Genomic DNA, 21,980 nt, shown 5'->3' with positions numbered 1-21,980 from the left:
ACAGCTCTTGCGATAGCCCAATACCCTCTGCTTTCCCAAGGCCAGCCATGCGCGTGCTCTCCCCCCTTTCCTGGTTCATCTCCCCCCTGGCCCTGCTCACCCTCTGGGCTGTAGTGGCCAATGCCGGGCTGTTCCCCGCCAACCTGCTTATCCCGCCGCAGGAGGTGTGGCACAGCCTCAACGACCTGTTGGCCACCGGCGAACTTCAGGAACACCTGGCAGGCAGCCTGTCGCGACTGGCCCTGGGTTTCACCGGCGGCGCACTGGCCGGCCTTGGGTTTGGTGCGGCGCTGGCCCTGTCGAAAACCGTGGAGGCTTATTGCGCACCGCTGTTCCATACCCTGCGCCAAGTGCCGAGCATCGCCCTGATCCCGATGTTCGTGCTGCTGTTCGGCGTGGACGAAACCTTCAAGGTAGTCATCGTCGCCAAGACTGCGTTCTTCCCCGTAGCCCTGGCCACCTGCGAGGGTATCCGCGCCATCCCGCGCAGCCATTTCGAAGTAGCGGCGGTGTACCGCCTGCGCTGGCCGACGCTGGTAGGCCGGATTGCCCTGCCCGCTGCAGTGCCTGCGATCATCACCGGCATACGCGTGGCCCTGACCCGGGCCTGGGTAGTGCTGGTGGCATGCGAGCTGCTGGCCGCCGACAGTGGCCTGGGGCAGATGATCGAGATGGGCCGGCAGATGCTGCGCATTGATGTGGTGATGGTCGGCGTGGTGCTGACCGGGCTGATCGGCTTCACCCTGGATTGGACCCTGCGCCGCGTGGAACGGCGCCTGTCTGCCTGGCAAAGCCGTTGAGGAGGCTGTGATGAAACGACCTGACTTGCGTGGCCTGGTGCTGCCACTGTTGCTGCTCTGCACCTGGGAGTATGCCTCGCGCCAGGGTGCAGCCGGTGCCTATGCCTTCGTGCCACTGGCGCAGGTGGGTACGGCGCTGGCCGAACTGCTGGGTAGCGGCGAATTGCTGGTCAACTTGTGGGCCAGCCTGCTACGCACCTGTAGCGGCCTGGCCATCGGCATTGTCGGCGGTGTCGGTTTGGGTGCATTGATGGCTCTGTCCACACCCGCCAACCGCCTGATCGCGCCGCTGTTCCATGCGTTGCGCCAGGTACCGATGCTGGGCTGGATCCCGTTGATCGCCTTATGGCTGGGTAACGGCGAAGGCGCCAAGTTGCTGATTGTCAGTTTGGCAGCGTTGTACCCGATGGTGCTCAACACCTTCGAGAGCCTGCGCCAGGTCGCGGGCCAGCACCGCGAAGCGGCGCGGGTGCTGATGCTCAGTCGTTGGCAGCAACTGTGGCTGATCCTGCTGCCCGCCGCCTTGCCGGGCATTGCAGCCGGGGTGTTGCAGGCCTTGGCGTTTGCCTGGGTAACGTCGGTAGGCAGCGAGCTGTTCCTGTCTGCCGGGGCTGGCCTTGGCAGCCTGATGATGAACGCCGAAGCCGCGGCGCGCATGGAAATCATCGTGGTCTGCGTGCTGTGCATCGGCCTGAGTGGTTACCTGATGTCCTGGCTGTGCTCCCTGCTTACCCGGCGCCTGCTGCGCTGGCGCACCCACCCTTGAAAGGCCTGACCATGAACGCCATCGCCCATTCCTTACCCACCATCGCCACGACTGGCGGGGTGACCATTCGTGGCCTGAACAAGGCCTACCCGCTCAAGGGCAAGTCCGTGCCGGTGCTCGAAGGCATCGACCTGGACATCCGCCCCGGCGAATTCGTCAGCATTCTTGGCGCCAGCGGCTGTGGCAAATCCACCCTGCTGCGGCTGGTTGTCGGGCTCGATCAGGACTACCAGGGGCAGATCCTGCTGGATGGCCAACCCGTGCGCGGGCCGGGCCTGGAGCGCGGCATCGTGTTCCAGGACCACCGCCTGTTCCCGTGGATGACCTTGCAGCAGAACATTGCCCTGGCCTTGAAAAACCATGAACTGCCTGCACTGGAGAAAAACCGGCTGGTGGCCGAGCACATCGAACTGGTAGGCCTGAACGGCTACGAGCAGGCCTACCCGCATCAGCTATCCGGCGGCATGGCCCAGCGCGCGGCAATTGCCCGGGCGCTGGTGAACAAACCCAAGGTGCTGTTGCTCGACGAACCACTCGGTGCACTGGATGCGCTGACCCGGGTGCGGCTGCAGCAGGAGCTACAGCGCATCTGGGTGCAGGAGCGTTGCACGGTGATCATGGTGACCCATGACATCGAGGAAGCGCTGTACCTGGGCGACCGGGTGATCGTGATGGACGCTCACCCAGGGCGAATCCGCGAAGACCTGCGTATTGACCTGCCGCACCCGCGCCAGCGGGATAGCCAGGTATTGCAGGGGTACAAGCAGCGGTTGCTGGAGGACTTGGTGGGGCATTGAGTGCAGTGAATTGCCCCAATGCCAGACCGCTTTGCGCCCTTGCGGGAGCGGATTTACCCGCCCCCACAAGCGCCTGGCATACACCGGACGAGGCGTTATCGACGCAGGGCCATCAGAAGTCGTAACGCACGTCCAGCATCGCATTGCGCGGAGCACCGTAATGCCCGTAGCTGCCGGCCATGCCGGAATAGTATTTTTCATCGAACAGGTTGTTCACATTGAGTGTTGCCACAAGGTGTTCAGTCACTTGGTAACGCGCCATGAGGCTGGCAACGGCATAGTCATCATCCTTGGCCTTGGCATTGTTCAGGTCGGCAAACGTCAGCGACTTGCTGGAGTTCCAGTTGACGCCACCGCCAAGGGTCAGCTTGTCCCACCCGCCGGTGAGGCGATAGGTTGCCCACAGGCGCAAGGTATCCATCGGCAGTTGGGTGTTCAGGCGTTTGCCGTCAGCGCTCTCGGTACGGGCGTGGCTATACCCGGCCTGCACGTTCCAGCCAGGGGCAATTTCACCGCTGACCTCAAGATCGATCCCTTTGGTTTTGGCGCCATCCACTGCCCGGTAGGCGGATGAGCCAGAGGGCGTGACCTGCCCGGGGTCCAACTCGGCAAAGTTGTCTCGTTCGACCATGAACAGCGCTGCGCTGGCATTCAGGTGGCCCTCGTAGAACTCGCCTTTCCAGCCCATCTCGTAGTTCTTGCCAACTACCGGGGCGAGTACCTGACCGTCTTTGTCTTGCGACGACTGGGGCTGGAAAATATCGGTGTAGCTGGCATAGACCGATTGATCAGGCGTCAGGTCGTAGATCAGGCCGGCATACGGCGTGACCTCACCCGTTTCACGCATCTTGCGTGGTGTATTGAGCCCTGTGATCCGCGAGGTGAAGCTGTAGTCGTAGCTGTAGTTCGATACCCGTGCGCCCAGCAGCAGGTGCATATCACTGCTTAAATTGAAGCGGTTGGCCACGAAATACCCACTCTGCCGCGTCTTGATGTCCAGCAGTACCGAAGGCCGGTAACCGTCACGGGCCAGGTAGTTGTCCCACGTATAGAAATTGAAATCGGTGTTACCGCCACTCAGTGAGTCGTGGTGATTCTTGTAATCCGAATAGTTGTAGCCAACCACCAGGTCGTGGGCACGCCCGAACAACTCGTAACTGCCCTGCAGATTGATATCCACACCTTTCTGGACTTGATTGGCAGATATCATCGCCCGCTCGGCACTGGCAACACCGGTTTGCTGATTGAGGAAGCTGTTACCTGTAGTGCTGCGGAACCAGCCAAGGTCGGCATCACGGTCAACGTCCATGTAGTTGCTCACCACCCGTAGTTTCCAGTCACCAGCCAATAGCTGCTCCAGGGTCGCGGTGTAGTTCAAGGTCTCGAAATCGTCGTACATCCACCGCGCCCCGGCGCTGGTGGAGCGGGAAAAGTGGGTCTGCTGGCCACTGCTGTAAATCAGGGGCACGCCGGGAGCCCCTGTTGACCGGTATTTCTGGTAGTCAACGCCGAAACGCACCAAGGTGGTATCGGTCAGGTCGGCCTCTACCACCCCGTAGACGATCTCCCGCTTCTGCTCGTACCAGTCCATGAACGTGTGGTTGTCTTGCTTGGCGGCTACCATCCGCCCACGCACATTGCCGGTTTCGGTCAGGGGGCCGGACACGTCCGCTTCGCTACGGTAGTTGTCCCATGTGCCAACACTGCCTTTGACATAGGCCTTGAACTCGCGGGTAGGCTTCTTGCGGATCAGGTTGATCACACCACCAGGCTCGCCTGCACCTGTCATCAGCCCCGTGGCGCCGCGCACGACCTCGATGTGGTCGTAAAGCGCGGTGTCCAGCAAAGTGCTGGGCATATTGCGGGTTTCGTTCTGCTGGCTGGTGTTGACGCCGTCAAACTGGTAGCTGTTGATGGCACTGCCACGGGAATAGATGTTGAAACGTTCGCCGCCGTCCTGGGACATGGTGATACCAGGCGTTTCTTTCAGCACATCGGTAATGCTGGAAAGGTGTTGGTCATCCATACGCTGACGTGTGATCACGCTGATGGACTGCGGGGTTTCACGAATCGACAGGTTCATCTTGGTCGCCGTACTGGTCACCCCGGTGGTGTACGAGCCGGTGCCCTCGGTGGTTTCGCCCAACAGGCGCGAGTTGATTGAGGTGGCCCCCAGTTCCAGCGCTCCGGTCGGCTCGTGAGCCTGTGCCAGCAGGTAGTTGCCGCTGTCGGTACGGACAACACTCAGGCCGGTGCCGGCCAACACTTGGGCAAAACCCTGCTCCACGCTGAAACTGCCACTGACCCCAGGGCTGGTCTTGCCAGCGGTGAGGCTGGCGTCGATCGACAGGGGGATGCCGGCCTGGCGGCCGAACTGGCTGAGCGCCTGGTCGAGCGGGGCTGCAGCGATGTCGAAACGGATGATGCTGCTGGCGGCAGGCTGAGCCTGAACTGAACTGGCACAAACCAGGCCGCCCAGGGCAAAGCTGGATGCGAAGGCCAGGTGGATGGCAGGTGCCAACGAGGTGATGCGATACGTCATGTCGAACGTCCGAGAGGGTCAAGGGGCCGCGTTTTGGGCGGGTATGCCCTGAAGCCAATCGAGAACGAAAAAACTGCGCCGCAGACAGTAATATTTTTTAAACCGCCGCTCTGGGCACCACCGTCACCCAATAGCGCGTGCGCCGCTGGATGCTTACCGGCAGGCTGCTTTCAAGCAATTTGAGGATGCGTTCGTTATCATCCAGCGGGTACGAGCCGGTCACCCGCAGCCCGGCCACCCGTGGGTCGCAGCGCAAGATACCCGGGCGATAGCGGCCGAGCTGGCTTAGCAACTCGTCCAGGCGTGTGGCCTGGGCAATCACAAAGCCTTCGAGCCACGCATCGTCCTGCGCCGCCAGCGGGCCAAGCTCAATGCCACCTGCGTCCAACCGCGCACGTTGGCCGTTTTCTATGATTCGCTGGCCCAGGCCACTGCGCAGCGTGGCAGCCACCCGCCCGCTACTGACCGACAGCAGCGTGCCTGGGCAATCGTCGCCGCAGCGCACGGTAAAGCGGGTGCCGAGTGGCCGCATCACAGCCTCTGCAGTCTGCACCAGCAGCGGCCTGCGCAGCGGATCATGCCCGGTCCGCAGGTTGATTTCGCCATAGTGCAACACGATACGCCGTTCGCTGGCATTGAAGTCGACGTCCACTGCGGTAGCAGTGTTCAGCCACAGTTCGGTGCCGTCGGACAGCACCTGGCGACGGCGCTCGCCGATGGTAGTGCTCAAGTCCGCCAGGCCGCCCTGCAGCCATTGGCTTTCCTTCGTCTGCCAGCCAATTGCACCCAGCAGGCTGACGCCCATCAGTACTTTCAGGACCTGGCGGCGATCACCGCTGACATAGCGGGCCTGTTGCAGCGCCGAGCGGGCCACCGGGTCGCGCAACACGCCGGCGCTGTCGCGTATCAGCGCCGGCAACCCCACCATGCGCTGCCACGCACGTTCATGCTCGCCGTCGGCCTGGCGCCAACGTTCAAGCTCACGGATTTCCTCAGGGCTGATATCGCCAGACTGGGTCAACGAATACCAGGCGATGGCCTGCTGGCGCACCGCGACGTCGATTGGCTCGGCCTGGGCGGCGGGCATGAGCGTCATTCGAACTGGCTGGCGTAGCAGCGATCAAAGGCTTTGAGCATGGCGCGCTGCACCTGGTCGATGCTCAGCGCCAGTTGCGCAGCGATCTGCTTGTAGGTCAGCCCATCCAGCTGCGACAGCAGAAAGATCTCCCGCACTCGCGGCGACAAGCCGTGCAGCAGCTCGTCGAGCTGGGTGAGGGTTTCGATCAACAGGTGGCGTTCTTCGGCGGAGATCTCGTACTGCTGCGGTTGCGCTGCCAGTGCTTCGGCATAGGCACGCTCCACCGCCAGGCGCCGCCAACGGTTGATCAGCAGGCTGTTGGCGATGGTCGCCAGGTAGGCCAGTGGGCGCTGAAGGTCGTTGACCGGGCGCCGGGCGCGCATGATGCGCACGAAGGTGTCCTGGGCCAGGTCGTCGGCGTCGGCAGCCTCCCCCAGACGCTTCATGAGCCAGCGTTTCAGCCAGCTGCGGTGCTGCGTGTAGAGGTGCTCGACATCCAGGTCGAAAGAGCTTGAGGGTCCCATTGGCGAGTGGCCTGCGTCTGCATTCTGGTAATGCACACATGATAATCACTCGCAATTAACCGATGCAAGGTGACCCCTGCGCAACGTAGGCCCCCTTGTTCCCTTGGCCATGCATCACCATAATGATAAGAATTCTTATTTGAACCTGACTGTATGAAAAAGCCCTGCATGGACGCCCACGCCCAGGTCGATGGCCTTTATCGGGACCACCATCGCTGGCTGCGCAACTGGCTGCAACCGCGGCTCACCTGTCACCACCTGGCCACCGACATGGTCCAGGACGTGTTCGTGCGTATCCTCACCGCCGACAACGCAGCCGAACGCCTGCAAAACGTGCGTGAGCCCAAGGGATACCTGGCCACCATCGCCCGCCGGCTGATGATCGACCACTTCCGCCGCGCGCGCCTTGAGCGCGCGTGGTTGCAGACCCTGGCCGAGCAGCCCGAGGCGCTGGATATCTCCGAAGAAGACCGCGCCGTGTTGCTGGAAACCCTGTGCGAACTGGACACCATGCTGGCTGGCCTGGGGCTGGAAGTTCGCCGGGCATTCCTGCTGTCGCAACTGGAGGGCATGCCCTACAAAGCAATTGCCGAGCAGCTGGGTATATCGCTGTCCACGGTCAACCGCCATATGGCCAAGGCGCTGCATCACTGCCTGCTTTTCAACCTGCAAGGCGGCCTGCAATGAGCGTGACCGACCCTGGGCAGCGCAAGGCACTGGAACAGGCGGTGCAGTGGTACACGCTGCTGCAGAGTGGCTCGGCCGGGCCACAGGACCAACTGGGCTGGCAGCACTGGCTGCAACAAGGCGCAGCCAACCAATGGGCCTGGCAGCAGATCGAGCGCCTGCAGCAACGCCTGCAAGGCGTGCCCGCTGCGGTGGCCGGGCGCACACTGGAGCTGGCCGGGCAGGCCCAGCACAACACCCGTCGCAGTGTGCTCAAGGGCGTGGCGCTGATGCTGGGCGGCAGCAGCCTGGGCTGGCTGGGCGTTGACCAGTTGGAAAATGGCGCCTGGCTAGCCGACTACCACACCGCTGTTGGCCAGCGGCTGCCCGTCGTCCTGGCCGACGGCGGCCAGCTGATGCTCAACACCGACAGCGCGGCGGATGTACGCTATGACGCGCACCAACGCCTGGTCCACGTACGCCGGGGCGAAGTGATGGTGACCACCGCAGGCGACCCTGCCGGCCGGCCCTTCTTCGTGCAGACCGCACAGGGTCGGGTTCAGGCCCTCGGCACTCGTTTTTCGGTACGCTTGCTGGGCGGTGAAACCCACGTTGCAGTGTTCGAACATCAGGTCCGCATCACACCCGCGCACGGCCGGCCTTTGCTGCTGCAACCCGGGCAGTACTGCCAGTTCACTGCTACGGGCGCTACCCCGGCAGAGCCACTGCCTGCCGAACAGGATGCCTGGACCCAGGGCCTGCTGGTAGCGAACGAGCAACGGCTGGACGCGCTACTCGCCGAACTGGCCCGTTATCGCAGCGGCTGGCTGCGCTGTGACCCGTCCGTGGCCAGGCTACGCGTCAGCGGCACCTTCCCGGTGGACGACACCGACAAAGCCTTGCGCGCGATCGCCAGCGTGCTGCCGATTGGCATCATGCGTCGCACCCGCTACTGGGTGACCGTGAGCGGCTTGCAGAAGGCGTGAAAACTTTTTTACGCATCAGTGAGATTTCTTCTCTTTCTCATCCGACTCAGGGGTAACGGGTGCATGACCCGCTTGCCAACATAAGAGAAGCTTTCCATGAAAATGCATCATCCGCTGCGCCCGCTGGCGGCCGGTATTCGCAATACCCTGCTGGTTTCGGCCCTGCTCGCGGCCACCCCAGCCCTGGCCGACAGCACACCCCGTGAGTACCACATCGGCCAGGGCGACCTCGGCCAGGCGCTGACCCGCTTTGCCACCCAGGCAGGTATTGTGCTGTCGTTCGACCCGGCTTCCACTCAAGGCCGCAAGACGCCGGGGCTGGAGGGCATGTACGGGGTTGACGAGGGCTTGCAGGCGCTGTTGTCGGGCAGTGACCTACGGGTGATGCGCGAAAGTGACGAGCGCTGGTTCATCGTGCCTGCGGGTGAACAAACCGGGGCCATGGAGCTGTCGGCAACCCACGTGAACAGTGTCGGGCTGGGCGCCACCACCGAAGGGACCGGTTCCTACACCACCGGGGTGACCAGCACGGCGACGAAGATGAACCTGTCTATTCGCGAAACGCCGCAGAGCATCAGCGTGGTCACCCGCCAGCAGATGGACGACCAGCACCTGGCGAGCATCACCGATGTGCTCAAGCAAAACCCGGGCATTACCATGTCGCAGGACGGCGGCGAGCGCTTTCACATCTACTCGCGCGGTTCCGAAATCAGCACCTACCAGCTCGACGGGGTCAATACCGTCCAGGAGTACCTGACCCGCAACATGCCCAGCACGCTGATGGACATGGCCATCTTCGACCGAATCGAGATCGTGCGTGGGGCTACTGGCCTGATGACCGGTGCGGGTGAGCCCAATGGTGTGGTCAACATGGTGCGCAAACGCCCTACACGCGAGTTTCAGTCCTACGTTCAGGCCGGGGTTGGCTCATGGGACTATTACCGCGCCGAGGCCGATGTCTCGGGGCCGCTGGTGGAAAATGGCAAGCTGCGCGGCCGGCTGGTGGCGGCCAAGCAGACCAACCACAGTTTCATGGACTGGTACAGCCAGGACCGTGACCTGCTATACGGCGTGCTTGAAGCAGACCTGACCGACACCACCACCGCACGCGTGGGGGTGGACTACCAGACCTACAATGCCAATGGCGCGCCCGGCGTGCCATTGTTCTACAGCAACGGCCAGCCCACCGACTTTTCCCGTTCGACCAGCTCTGGCCCACGCTGGATGTATGAGGATTACACGACCAGGAACTACTCCTTTGGCCTGGACCAGGAGCTTGCCAATGGCTGGCAGCTGAAACTGGCTGGCAACTACATGGACGTCGACCGTGACTCGCTGTCAGCGTTCTACCGCACCGGTGCCGGGGTCGCCACCCTCGACCAGAACACCGGCCTGGGCACGCTCGACCTGCTGCAGGTCGAGGCGCATCAGGTGCAGCGCGGCATGAACATCACCCTGCAGGGGCCTTTCGAGCTGTTTGGGCAGTCCCATGACCTGATCGTCGGGTTCGATTACCTGGACTACAGGAACAATCACCTGACCGGATCGGCAGGGTCGCCGACATTCAACTTCTTCACATGGGGCAACCGCATACCGCAGCCCGGCAACTACACCCCCGTGCTGGATTACGACGTCAACATTCGCCAGACCGGATACTTTGCCGCCACCCGGCTCAACTTCACCGATGACCTGCACCTGATTCTGGGTGCGCGAACCACCAACTACAGCTACGACGCCCATCAGGTATCGTTGCCCAGCGGTTTCGACCGGCCATCCAGCATGCAGGAACGTGGCGAAGTCGTACCGTACGCAGGGCTCATCTATGACCTGACAGCAGAGCAATCGGTGTACGCCAGCTATACCGATATCTTCAAGCCGCAAACCGCCAGGGACCGTACCGGCAAAGTGCTGGAGCCGGTCATCGGCAAAAACTACGAGATGGGCTGGAAGGGTGAATTCTATGACGGCCGGCTCAATACCAGCGCGGCGATCTACCTGATCAAGCGGGACAATTTTGCCGAAGACGACACTGGCTTCCCGATTCCTGGCGTGGCGAACTCAACTGCATCACGTGCCGTCGACGGTGCCGAGACCAAAGGCATCGACCTTGAGCTTTCCGGCGAAGTGGCCAACGGCTGGAACGTGCATACCGGGTATAGCCACTCGCGCACCGAAAACGCCCAAGGCAACCGCCTGACACCGCAACTGCCGCTGGACACCTTCCGTTTGTGGAGCACCTATCGCCTGCCGGGTGAGTGGCAGCGACTGACCTTGGGTGGCGGGGTGAACTGGAACTCCAAACAATCTCTGCTGACGACTCGCAACACACGCATCACACAGGAAGACTATGCCGTCGCCAGCCTGATGGCACGCTACAAGCTCAGTGACAACCTGGCGGCCACTTTGAATGTGGAGAACCTGTTCGACAAGAAATACTACGCGGGCCTGGCGGGGAACTATGGCCACTATGGGGCCCCCCGCAATGCCACGCTGAACCTGCGTTACGACTTTTGAGCCGCCAAACCGGGGCCGCTGTGCGGCCCCGGTAGTCTGCCTCAACCTGCGAGGATGAAGTCCGCCGCAGTCACCGTGGTCGCATCCGCCACCCCCACCAGGCGGATGGAGTCGGCAGCGCCGATGCTGACCAGCGTGTCCGCGCCGACATCGGCGATGGTGACGCTGGCGGCAAAGGTGGCTGCAGTGATGTTGAGCGCGGTGATATCAAGCCGGTCCTGCCCACCCGCCGCGATGGCATCGAAGCTTATGATCAGGTCGTTGCCGAAGCCGGCAGCGAACTGGAACACATCATTGCCGTCGACGGCCATCATGGTGTCGTTGCCGGCCCCACCCACGACCGTATCGTTACCAGCCGCGCCGTTGAGGAAGTCATTGCCGGCGCCGCCGAGCAAGGTGTCGTTGCCAACATCACCAAACAACGTGTCGTTGCCATCACCACCCTGCAGTACATCGACGCCGATACCGCCGTCCAAGCTGTCATTGCCCAGCCCGCCTAGCAGGGTGTCGTTGCCTGCGCCACCCAGCAGGGAGTCGTCGCCGTCCCCCCCGTCCAGGCTGTCGTCGCCACCACCACCGTTCAAGGTATCGATACCTAGACCACCGAACAGCTGATCGTTGCCAGCGTCGCCATTGAGGGTATCGTTGCCGTTGTTACCATTGAGGGTGTCATTGCCGCCGTCACCGTTGAGGGTGTCATTGCCCACCCCACCATTGATGACGTTGGCCAGCCCGTTGCCGGTGCCGGTGAAGTTGCCCACCCCGGTAAAGGTCAGGTTTTCGACGTTGGCGGTCATGGTGTAAGTGGCCAGCGTGGTACGCACAATATCTGTGCCTGCCCCTGTGGCCTCTACGACTACATCCCCCGCGTTGTCCACCACGTAGCTGTCGTTGCCGACGCCGCCTACCAGGCGGTCGGCACCTGCTCCACCGTCGAGCACGTCGTTGGCGGCACCGCCCGTTATGGTGTTAGCCAGCGCGTTACCGGTACCGGTGAAGCTGCTGCTGCCAGTGTAAGTCAGGTTTTCGACGTTGGCGCCCAGGGTGTAGCTGCCCAGGCTGGTCTGCACCAGGTCCGTGCCGCCATTGAGTGCCTCAGTGACCGTGTCACCCGTGTTGTCGACCACGAAGGTATCGTTGCCGGCACCGCCATTCATGGCATCTGCGCCAAGCCCGCCGTTGAGGGTGTCGTTGCCGTCCTCACCATTGAGAATGTCGGGATCGTCACCGCCATTAAGGATGTCGTTACCGACACCCCCGAACAACTGGTCAGCGCCGCCCAGACCATTGAGCGTGTCATTACCGCCCAGGCCCGAGATCACATCGTTGCCCGCACCACCGGTCAGGGTGTTGGCAGCGTTGGTGCCAACCAGCGTCACGCCCGGCGGCACCACCACGGCTGCAGTTGCCGCCGAAGTCAGCGACTCCAGCGTGCCGAAGCCGTCGGTGTAGCGCACGATCACCCGCAGTTGCTGGTTGCCTTGGGCAAAGCCCGGGGTGAAGGTAGCGGCAGTGGCGCCGGCGATGTTGCTGAAGGTGCCGCCCGTGCCCTGCTGCCACTGGAAGCTGAAGGCGCCCAACCCATCCAGGTCGGCTATCCCACCCGTCAGTGCGGTCAGTGTCTGGCCCCGGTCTGGCGTGGTGTCGCTGATCACCACAGTACCGGTCGGCGCGTCGTTGACGTTGGCGACCGGGTCGAGGATGTCGGAGGCGACGCTTTCCTGCACGCCGAAGTCATCCACGTAGCTGACCACTACACGCATGTTCTGCCCCACTTGTGCCTGGGTCAGGACAAAGGTGCTGCTGATGGCCCCCGCAATGTTGACCCAACCAAGCCCCCGGTTGGACTGCCACTGGAAGGTGAACTGCGGGTTGCTCAGGCCGTCGGCATCGACGATGCTCGCCGTGCTGGCCGTCAGCGTCTGGTTCTGCACCAGCAGCCCGGTCACGGTCGGCCCTGCACTTGGCGCGCTGTTCGGCGACGAGTCAACGATTTCCAGCGTGCCTTTGGCGTCCTGGTACACAGCACGTACGCGGATGCTCAGGCCGGCCACATCGTCCGTGACCCGGTAAGTAGTACCGATGGCTCGTGAAACCTCGCCTGCGGCTACAAAGGTGATGTCTTCATAAACCCCTGAACCTGGCAGGTTCTCGACCTGCCAGTAATACGCTACAGGGCCTTTGACTGCGCCGTTCGGGTTGGCCGCGCTGGCATTGTCTGCATCATGCACGGCCAGAGGGGTTACCCGCAGCAACTGGCCGCTGATGGGTGTGTCGTCACGCACGCCGGTGGCATCGTCAAGTATCACCAGATGCCCCGTAGGGCCGGCGTTAACGGCGGTACCCACGCCCGAGACCTGGGAGCGGTCGGAGAACTGCAGCCGCTCGATACCGGTCAGGTGGTCGACACCATCACGCCCGGCCACCAGGTCGGTCACAATCACCGAGTTGCCATCAACCACCACGCTGTAGTCGGTGGCCACACCCGAGAACACCGCCGTGTCGTAGTTGTCGGTGCCGCTCAGGATCTCCCGCACGATCACCAGCTGGCCCGGGTTGTAGGTGCCATTGAGCATGAACGGCACCATCGGCTCCATGCTGTTGAAGCTGGCGATTTCCGGGCCGGTGCCGTCGTGGTTGGCGCGCACGCTGATGCGCACGTTCAACCACTTGTCACCGTCGAGGATGTCGTCGCCGCCACGGCCTTCAAGCAGGTCGCTACCGCTGCCGCCAAGGATGATGTTGCCGCCATCGTAGAACGTCGCCCCGGCGGCCAGCAGGCTGGACAGGCCGTTGATCAGGTTGATGTTGGTCAGCACGCTGCCGGTGGCGCCGGCAGTGGGCAGGCTGGTGGCATCTTCGTTGTCGCCGCGCAGGAAGTCGCCGTGGGACGAGCCCGACAAGCCTTCCATGATGTCGAAGCGCACCAGCGCCGAAGCGCCCGAACCCGGTACTGGCGGCACATCGAAGAAGCGGTCGCTATAGTCGATGGTCACGCCCTGGGCCAGGTCCTTGAAGGTTGCCCAGTCGTAGCCCGAACCACCGATGTAGCGGTCGCCGAAGCCCAGGCTGCCGACCATGATGTCGTCGCCACCTTCACCGTTGAACTTGTCGTTCTCGTTGCCGCCGATGAACACGTCGTTGCCGATGACCGGGTCGTTGCCGAGCGGGTCGAAGTTGTCGCCAGGTGCACCGTCCGAGGTGCCCTTCTCGATCCAGTCGTCGCCTTCGTTACCCATGTCCTGTTCGTTGGCCTTGCTGCCCAGGATAAAGTCGTTGCCCTGGCCACCAATGGCTTCGGAGGCATCCTCACCGGTGACGATGAAGTCGTTGCCGAAACCGCCGATGATCAGGTTGACGCCATTACCACCGTGCAGCACATCGTTGCCGTCGCCGCCCTGGATGTTGTCGTCGCCGCCCATGTCGCTGATGATGTCGTCGCCGGCACCGCCGCGCAGCTGGTCGTTGCCATCGCCACCTTCGATGCGGTCGTTGCCAGCGTCGCCCCAGACCGTGTCGTCACCCTCGCCGGACACCAGGATATCGTCACCGCTGGTGCCGCCCAGCACGATGTGTTCGCCACCGGCATAGCGGATGTAGTTGGTGTCCGGGCCAGCCGTCAGCGGGCTGTCGCGGAACACCACCTGCTCACCGTTCTCGCCCAGCGGGTCGGCATGGCCGAGGCCGTCGTTGTATTGCTTGCTCTGGTCCAGTTCCAGGTAGAAGCCCGGGTCGGAGAACACCAGGCCCGGCAGGTGGGTGGCCGAGGTGTTGGCCATGATCAGCTTGGCGAACGAGTTGCTTTCCAGCTCGGCGTTCATCGACAGGCCAGAGGTGCGTTCCAGGTAGTAGAAGCGGTCGCCGTCCTGCAGTTTCTCCATCTGGTTTTCGAACACGAAGTTGAAGGTGCTGCCGAGCATGCCGCCGAACGGGGTTTTGGCTTCGGCCAGGCCACCGATCCACAAGTCGATGGCATCGACACCAGTGATGGTGACTGCCTTCAGGTCATCGGCAGTGCCCAGCACGCCATCCTTGCCTGGCAGGGTCACGTTGGCCCAGGCCCCACTGCTGTTGAGGAAGTCCAGGCGATCGGCCGGCGCGCCATCGCCGCCAAACACCAAGGCCATGGCCGCAGCGCGTTTTTCCAGCAGTGTGGTGGCACCGGTAATGCTGCTGTGGGTGCCGTAGGCCGCAATGAAGTTGATCAGCGACTCGGGGTGCTTCAGGTGTTGCACCAGGTCGACCCAGCTGGTGTACGGCTTGAGCTGGGTATCACCGGTTTGCCCGAAGATGTCGCGGCGCACGGCGTTCAGCGAAGGGATGCCGACATCACGACCACGGGCAATGTTGATGGCCGGCAGGTCCAGTGGCAGACCGAGCAGGTTGTTACGCAGCGCCTCGGTGACGAACTCGTCGATTTCGTTGCCGCCCTGGCGGGTGACGCCACGTACGATGGCACTGGTGGCATCCTCGGGGGTGACGCCACTGGCGGCATAGGCCAGCGGGTTGAGGAACGCTGCAATCAGCCCCAGTTGCTGGTCAGGGTTGGCACTGGCCGGGTCCTTGATGACATTGAAGTCGACGTCGAAGCGGTCGACCGTCTCGGTCAGCATGGAGTGGCCGAAGCGGTAAACGGTGTGGGCGAACTCGGCCACGATCGATGCATCGAGGTCCACGTCGTACACCTGGGTCGGGGCAAAGAACAGGTCGACCCGCGGTTGCACGGTACGGGCGAACTCTTCGAACACCAGGTGCTGGTACTGCATCTCGGTGCCGAACTTGGCCGCCTGGAACAGGCGCTCGCCGTTCCATACCAGGGCATCGATCTCGGCCGGGGTAACCGGCAAAGCGGTGACCGGGTTGAGCAGCCACTCGTTGAGGAAGGCCAGGTCGTGCGAGTCGAGCACGGTATCCATGGTCTGCGCCACCAGCCGGTTGTGCTCGGAGTGGAAGATCGCATGCACGGCAGTCAGCCCGATGTTCTCGTTGACCCGACCGTCGCCAGCGACGTAGTGCGCGTCCAGCAGTTCGTTGTCGTAGGCCAGGTTGGCACCGGTCTGCGGGTTGACCGGCACCGCATTGCCGGCCACGTTGTCGGCATCCGGCGCCAGTACGCCACCGCTGAACACCGGCACTGCATTGTGGGCAATGTCAGCGAGGAACTGGTGCCCCGTGCGCACAGCGTTGGTCAGGTCGAGCGGCGCCAGCGGGTTGCCTTCGACCTGCTGGTCATCGGCCGTACCGGCAATGCCGTCCAGGCCCTTCATCACCACCATCGGGTAGCCGTTCGGCCCCTTGATGAAGTTGCCGTAGGCGTCGGTTGCCAGCAGCGGCACGTTGTCGACGTCGGCATCGGTCAGGTTGATGCCGAGCAGGTCGCGGGCCTGGGCCTTGAGCACCTTCCAGGTCGCCATACCGCCGATTTCAGTGTCGTCGGCCGTGCCGAACTTGCCATCGACGCCCAGGTCACGGTTGGTGAGCAGCCGGCCAGTGGCCACGGGGCCGTCGTCGGTCATCATGTAGGCACGCAGGAACACCTGGTGCGAGGGGTGCGAGCTGTAGGTCTGGTTCTGGTCCACGAACGGCGTGGTGGTGTTGGTGTGCTCGTGGATGTCGTCGGCGTTGCCGAGGATGCCATCCGGCCCTGGCAGGTTGGTGGCACGGGTCACCACCATGAAGTTGGTGAAGCCACCTTCCACGTAGAGCGGGTCATCGGGTTGCAGCGGAATGTAGATGGTGCCCGAACCACCCTTGGTGACCAGGTCCAGGCCATGGTCGAAGAACTGCCCGAAGAAGGTCATCCAGGCGTTGAACGGCGCGGACAGGCCGGCATCGGCAGCCGTGTTTTCGAACAGGTACACATCGTGGTCGTCGGTAGTGCCGAACTGGCCGTCCATGCCAGGGCTGGCGACGATGCGCACGCCGTCCTTGAGCACGTCATCGTTGCCAGGCGTGCCGAAGTTGAGCACACCGTCCGCGCCCGGGTCATAGGCGGTGGCGTAGGCCGCCGGGTTGTTGGAGGTCTGGTCGACGATCAGGTTGCTGATGGTGCGCGGCTGCGAGTCGAACACCGGACCGCTGGTTTGCTGGTACGACGAGCCGGGGATGGCCGGCGAGCCTGGGCCGAAGAAGCCGGCCGGGGCACCCTCTGCCGGGTTGAACACCGGGTCGGTCAAACGCGGGAAGACGTTGTCGGCAGCACCGAACTGGGTGTTGTTGTGGCCGTTGAGGTTCATCAGGTTGTTGTTCGAGCCATCCACCGCCCGCAGGCCCAGCGCCGAACGGATGTTGGGGATCAGCGAGAGGATGTCCTGCCCGGCGGCATCGGCCTCGGCGATCTTGATCTGGGCCAGGATGAAGTTGAGGTCAGAGCGCACCATGTGCAGCCCTTCACCCCCAGCGGTGGCATCCACGACCGGGGTGGCCGGCGTCGGCACCACGGGGGCGCCCGGCTCCACAACCGCGGTTGGCGCGGAGTAAAGGATTTCGGTGGTGCCATGGGCGTCCTGGTAGATGGCCTTGACCCGCAGGCTCAGCCCGGCAAGGTCTGGCGACACCTTGAACGAGGTGCCATCGGCGCTCTGGAACGCCAGGTCACCGGCCGGTAGCAGGATGATGTCCTGGAACACGCCGCTGCCCGGATCGGCCTCGAACTGCCAGTAGTACGATACCGAACGGTCGGCGAGCGAGCCTGTCGGGTTGGTGGCACTGATGTTGTCGGCGTCGAGCACACCTGCCACGCTCACCGTCAGCATGTCGCCCACGGTGATCGCCCCGCCGTTGCCATCGAGCAGTGTCGGGCTGCCGGTGGGCTGCGCGTTTACACCGGTCACCAGCACACGCTGGCTGTCGGCGAACTGCAAGCGTTCGATGTGCAGCAGGGTATCGACGCCGTCGCGGCCAGCCACGGTATCGGTCACGGTCCACACATCATCAGCCACATCGGCAGTGCCCTTGGTGTTCTGGGTCACCACGTACTCGCTCTGCACCCCCGAATACACGGCCGTGTCGAAGGCCGCCCCGCCAGTCGAGGTGCCGGGCAGAATCTCCCGCACGGCTTTGAGCTGGCCTGGGTTGTAGGTGCGGTCGAGCATGAACGGGATCATGTCGACCATGCTGTCGAAGCTGGCGATCTCGGGCCCGGTGTGGTTGACGTCGCCCGGGGCATACACCGCAATGCGCACGTTCAGCCATTTGTCGCCGTCGATCAGGTCATCGCCGCCACGGCCTTCGATCAGGTCGCTGCCGTTGCCACCCAGCATGATGTTGCCGGTGGCAAAGCCCGTGGTCGGCAACCCGGCATCGGCCAGGAACTGCTGCAACCCGCGGATCAACGCCACGTTGGTCAGCGCGCTGCCGGTGGCGCCGCCATGGTTGAGGATGGTTACGGCATCGACGCCATCGCCCTTGAGCACATCGGCGTAGTTCGAGCCGGACACCCCTTCCACCTCGGCAAAGCGGTCGAGGATGCTGGCCGGCGAGGCGCCGACCGGGTTGAACACGCCAGCGTTCTGGTTTGGCGCATTCCCATGAGGCTGCGCCAGTGCAGCCAGGCTCAGGTCAACGGTGACGCCGACCTTGTCGTTCTTGTTGGTGATCCAGTCGAAGCCGGACATGCCGTCCATCTTGTCCTGGGCATCGCTGCCGACAAAGATGTCATCGCCGCCCTCGCCGATCATTTCGTCAAATCCGCCGCCACCCACGAAGATGTCGTTGCCGACCACCTCGTCACCCAGCAGCGGGGCAAAGTTGTCGCCAGGCGCACCGTCCTGGGTGCCCTTCTCGATCCAGTCGTCACCCTCGTTACCGGTTGGTGGCAGGTTGGTCTTGGCGCCGAGGATGAAGTCGTCGCCCTGGCCGCCAAAGGTAGTGCTGATGTCTTCGGTGGTGATGATGAAGTCCTGGCCGTCGCCGCCCAGGATCAGGTTACCGGCAACCCCCATGCTGCCAGCGACGATCACGTCGTTACCGGCGTTACCCTCCAGGCGGTTGTCGCCGAACGAGTCGGTGATGATGTCGTCGCCTGCGCCGCCCAGCACCGCATCGTTGCCGGCACCGCCTTCGAGCACGTCGTCGCCGGCATCGCCATAGAGAGTATCGTCGCCTTCACCAGAGATGATGATGTCGTTGCCAGCCGTGCCGCCCAGCACCACGTGGTCTTCACCGGTGTAATGCAGGTAGTTGCTGTCAGGCCCGACGGTATCGGGGTTGTCGCGAATCACCAGCGGTACGATTTCAACGCCGTTGATCTCGATGCCACCCGTGGGGTCGGCCTTGCCGTCGGCACCCAGCCCGGTGAACTGGTTGGCCTGGTTCACTTCAAGGGTAAAGGTGGGCGTGAGGAACACGGTGTTGGACAGGTGGGTGACATCGGAGTTGGCCATGATCAGCTTGGCAAAGGAGTTGTTCTCCAGTTCCGTACCGAAGTTCATGCCCGCGGTGCGCGACAAGTAGTAGAAACGGTCGCCGTTCTGCAGCGATTCCAGTTGGGTCTCGAAGACGAAGTTGAAGCTGGAACCCAGCATGCCGCCAAAGGGCATTTTCTTCTCGGCCAGGCCGCCGACCCAGAAGTCGATGGCATCGACCCCGGTCACGGTGACCCCGGTGATGTCATCGGCCGTGCCGGCAATGCCGTCCTTGCCGACCAGCGTCACGTTGGCATAGGCGCCGGTGCCGTTGAGGAAGTCCAGGCGGTCGAGTGGTGAGCCGCTACCGCCCAGCACCAACGCTACTGCGGCGGCGCGTTTGCCCGCTTCGGTAGTGGCGCTGGTGATGGTGGAGTGAGTGCCGTAGGCGGCGATGAAGTTGATCAGCGACGCCGGGTGCTTGAGGTGGTCGGCAAAGTCGGCCCAGCTGATGTAGGGCTTGAGCTGGCTGTCGCCCGTTGCGGCATAGAACTCGCGGCGCGCCTCGTTCAGGCTGGGGATACCGGTATCACGGCCGCGGGCGATGTTCAGCGCGGGCAGGTCCAGCGGCAGGCCAAGCAGGTTGTTGCGCAGCGCCTCGGTGACGAACTCGTCGATCTCGTTACCCACCTGGCGAGTTACGCCGCGGATGATCGCACCAGCCGCTTCGTCGGCAGTGGCGCCGCTGCCAGCGAACGCCAGCGGGTTGAGGAAGGCGGCAATCAGGCCCAGTTGCTGGTCAGGGTTGTCGGGGTCGGCAGACACCGGGTTGAAGGACGGGTCGAAGCGGTCGACGGTTTCGGTCAGCATCGAGTGGCCGAAGCGGTACACCACATGGGCGAACTCGGCGAGGATCGCCGGGTTGATCGATGTGTCGTAGCCGTTAGGGGCAAGGAACTCGTCGATCTGCGGCTGGATGGTGCGGGCAAACTCTTCGAACACCAGGTGCTGGTACTGCATTTCGGTGCCGAACTTGGCGGCCTGGAACAGCCGCTCGCCATCCCATACCAGCGCGGCAATGCCGGCAGGCGTGGTGGGGATGGCGGCGACGTCGTTGACCAGCCACTCGTTGAGGAACGCCAGGTCGCCTGCCGCCAACAGGGTGTCCTTGGTCTGTTGCACCAGGCGGTTGTGTTCGGAGTGGAACACATGGTGCACGGCAGTAAGGCCGATGTTCTCGTTCACCCGGCCGTCACCGGCTATGTAGTGGGCGTCGAGCAGTTCGTTGTCGTAGGTCAGGTTGTTGCCGCCCTGGCCCACAGGCTGCGCGTTGCCAACCAGGCTGTCCGCGTCTGCCTGCAGCACGCCGCCCACCACTACCGGCTCGGCGTTGTGGGCAATGTCGTCGAGGAAGGCGTGCCCGGTGCGCACCGCGTTGGCCAGGCTGATGGGCGCGGCACGGTTGCCTTCGACCAGCGTAGTGACGTCGTCGGCGGTGCCGGCAATGCCGTCGGCGCCATTGTTCACACGCATGACCACCTGCGGCATGCCGTTGGGCCCGCGCAGGAAGTTGCCATAAGCGTCGGTAGCCAGTAACGGCACACTGTGCACGTCGGCGTCGGTCAGGTTGATGCCCAGCAGGTCACGGGCCTGGGCCTTGACCACTGCCCAGGTGGCCATGCCGCCGTTTGCGCTGTTGCCATCGTCGGCGGTGCCGAACTTGCCATCGGCGCCCAGGTCGCGGTTGGTGATCAGCCGCCCGGTCGCCACCGGGTCACCTGCGGCGTCGACCGTGTATTCGCGCAGGAACACCTGGTGCGAGGGGTGCGAGCTGTAGGTCTGGCTCTGGTCCACGAACGGTGAAGTAGTGTTGGGCTGGCCATCGTCGGCGGTACCTACCACGCCGTCAGCACCGGCCGTGCGCACGGCACGTGACAGCACCATGAAGTTGGTCGGGCTGTTGGCGTTGTACAGCGGGTCGTCCGGGCGCAGCGGGATGAACACGATGTCGGTGCTGCTCTTGGTGACCAGGTCCAGGCCGTGGTCGAAGAACTGGCCGAAGAAGGTCATCCAGGCGTTGAAGCCGGCAGTCAGCCCGGCGTCTGCCGACACGTTGGGAATGAAGAACACCGGCTTGTCGTCAGCGGTGCCGAACACGCCATCGATACCGGGGCTCATCACCGGGGCCGCACCGCCGTTGGCCTCGACCGCGGCCGGGTTGTTGGCTGTCTGGTCGACGATCAGGTTGCTGATGGTGCGCGGTTGCGAATCGACGACCGTGCCGGTACCGACATAGTTGGCGCGGTAGGAAGCATCGAGCAGGCGCAGGAACGAATTGTCGGCAGCGCCGAACTCGCTCTGCCCGGCCACCAGGTTGTTGTAGCTGCCGTCCACGGTGCGCAGGCCGAATGGCACCTGGCTGTTGGGCAGCAGGTCGATCAGGCTGGCGCCATCGGCGTGCGCTTCAGCGATGAATATTTGCTTGAGGATGAATTCCAGGTCCGACTTGCTGAAATTGGCCATTGCAGTTGCCCTCGATCTTTCGGGAGAAATCACAGGGCAACAGGGTCCTTCCCGCGCCCAGTCAGTGTTGACGTGCGCAGTTTCTGATTAAGGGGTTCTGGGGACAGCTGGGCGGGTTTGTGCTGACGCCACTGGCCTCATCGCCGACGAGCCGACTCCCTCCTCAACGGCGAGAGCCTTGTTAACTGTGCGATACAGCGGTGTAACGCACATGTATCGACCCCGTCTCACACAGGGCCCGAATACATCAGACTAAAGTCGTAGGCGAAAAGCTTGTCAATATCCCGTCAAAAAAAACATCTGCCGATGATAATGCGATGCAACTATCTGTTTTTCTGCGACTTATGAAAAGTTCAAAGAATTTATAGAGCAAAAAGATATTACAAGGTGTTTCGGTACGCCCTACGCTGCTGCTTACGACAAGAGCGCAGCGGTCCCC

Annotated in this window: 10 protein-coding genes; 6 read left to right on the top strand and 4 right to left on the bottom strand. The window is 63.1% G+C overall.

Annotated elements, in window-relative coordinates:
• Positions 1 to 47: 47 nt before the first annotated feature.
• The 3 genes from ACFY9W_RS15505 to ACFY9W_RS15495 are packed head-to-tail and all read left to right on the top strand — an operon-like array spanning position 48 to position 2,363.
• On the top strand, positions 48 to 800 hold the full coding sequence (locus ACFY9W_RS15505; protein WP_391131720.1) for an ABC transporter permease subunit: 753 nt from the start codon (positions 48 to 50) through the stop codon (positions 798 to 800).
• A gap of 10 nt (positions 801 to 810) precedes the next feature.
• Entirely contained in the window at positions 811 to 1,566 is a 756-nt protein-coding gene (locus ACFY9W_RS15500) for an ABC transporter permease subunit (protein ID WP_391131718.1), read from the top strand.
• An 11-nt stretch (positions 1,567 to 1,577) separates the two neighbouring features.
• Positions 1,578 to 2,363, top strand: a complete 786-nt coding sequence (locus ACFY9W_RS15495) for an ATP-binding cassette domain-containing protein (RefSeq protein WP_391131715.1) — start codon at positions 1,578 to 1,580, stop codon at positions 2,361 to 2,363.
• A gap of 112 nt (positions 2,364 to 2,475) precedes the next feature.
• Here ACFY9W_RS15495 and ACFY9W_RS15490 read toward each other — a convergent pair whose 3' ends face one another.
• From ACFY9W_RS15490 to ACFY9W_RS15480, 3 genes are all read right to left on the bottom strand, one after another.
• Positions 2,476 to 4,905 (bottom strand): TonB-dependent siderophore receptor, encoded by a 2,430-nt coding sequence (locus ACFY9W_RS15490; RefSeq protein WP_391131713.1) that lies wholly within the window; start codon positions 4,903 to 4,905, stop codon positions 2,476 to 2,478.
• 97 nt (positions 4,906 to 5,002) lie between these two features.
• On the bottom strand, positions 5,003 to 5,992 hold the full coding sequence (locus tag ACFY9W_RS15485) for a FecR domain-containing protein (protein WP_391131711.1): 990 nt from the start codon (positions 5,990 to 5,992) through the stop codon (positions 5,003 to 5,005).
• 5 nt (positions 5,993 to 5,997) lie between these two features.
• A complete protein-coding gene (locus tag ACFY9W_RS15480; protein ID WP_391131708.1) occupies positions 5,998 to 6,507 on the bottom strand; it encodes a sigma-70 family RNA polymerase sigma factor in 510 nt (169 codons plus the stop codon).
• A gap of 168 nt (positions 6,508 to 6,675) precedes the next feature.
• Between ACFY9W_RS15480 and ACFY9W_RS15475 the strand changes: the two genes are divergently transcribed.
• From ACFY9W_RS15475 to ACFY9W_RS15465, 3 genes are all read left to right on the top strand, one after another.
• The gene (locus ACFY9W_RS15475) at positions 6,676 to 7,194 is read left to right on the top strand and encodes a sigma-70 family RNA polymerase sigma factor (RefSeq protein ID WP_391131706.1); all 519 of its coding nucleotides are present in this window, start codon (positions 6,676 to 6,678) and stop codon (positions 7,192 to 7,194) included.
• A complete protein-coding gene (locus ACFY9W_RS15470) occupies positions 7,191 to 8,159 on the top strand; it encodes a FecR domain-containing protein (protein ID WP_391131704.1) in 969 nt (322 codons plus the stop codon). The genes ACFY9W_RS15475 and ACFY9W_RS15470 overlap by 4 nt, the downstream gene beginning before the upstream one ends.
• Positions 8,160 to 8,255: 96 nt before the next feature.
• The gene (locus ACFY9W_RS15465) at positions 8,256 to 10,673 is read left to right on the top strand and encodes a TonB-dependent siderophore receptor (RefSeq protein WP_391131702.1); all 2,418 of its coding nucleotides are present in this window, start codon (positions 8,256 to 8,258) and stop codon (positions 10,671 to 10,673) included.
• A gap of 41 nt (positions 10,674 to 10,714) precedes the next feature.
• On the opposite strand, the gene ACFY9W_RS15460 is transcribed toward ACFY9W_RS15465, so the two are convergent.
• Positions 10,715 to 21,541, bottom strand: coding sequence for a peroxidase family protein (locus ACFY9W_RS15460; RefSeq protein ID WP_391131700.1), 10,827 nt, complete (start codon positions 21,539 to 21,541; stop codon positions 10,715 to 10,717).
• Between the last annotated feature and the right edge of the window lie 439 nt (positions 21,542 to 21,980).

The organism is Pseudomonas sp. NPDC008258 (assembly GCF_042956345.1).
In the GTDB taxonomy this organism is placed as follows: domain Bacteria; phylum Pseudomonadota; class Gammaproteobacteria; order Pseudomonadales; family Pseudomonadaceae; genus Aquipseudomonas.
The sequence above is the reverse complement of the archived record's forward strand: the minus strand, read 5'-3'. Positions and strand labels throughout refer to the sequence as shown.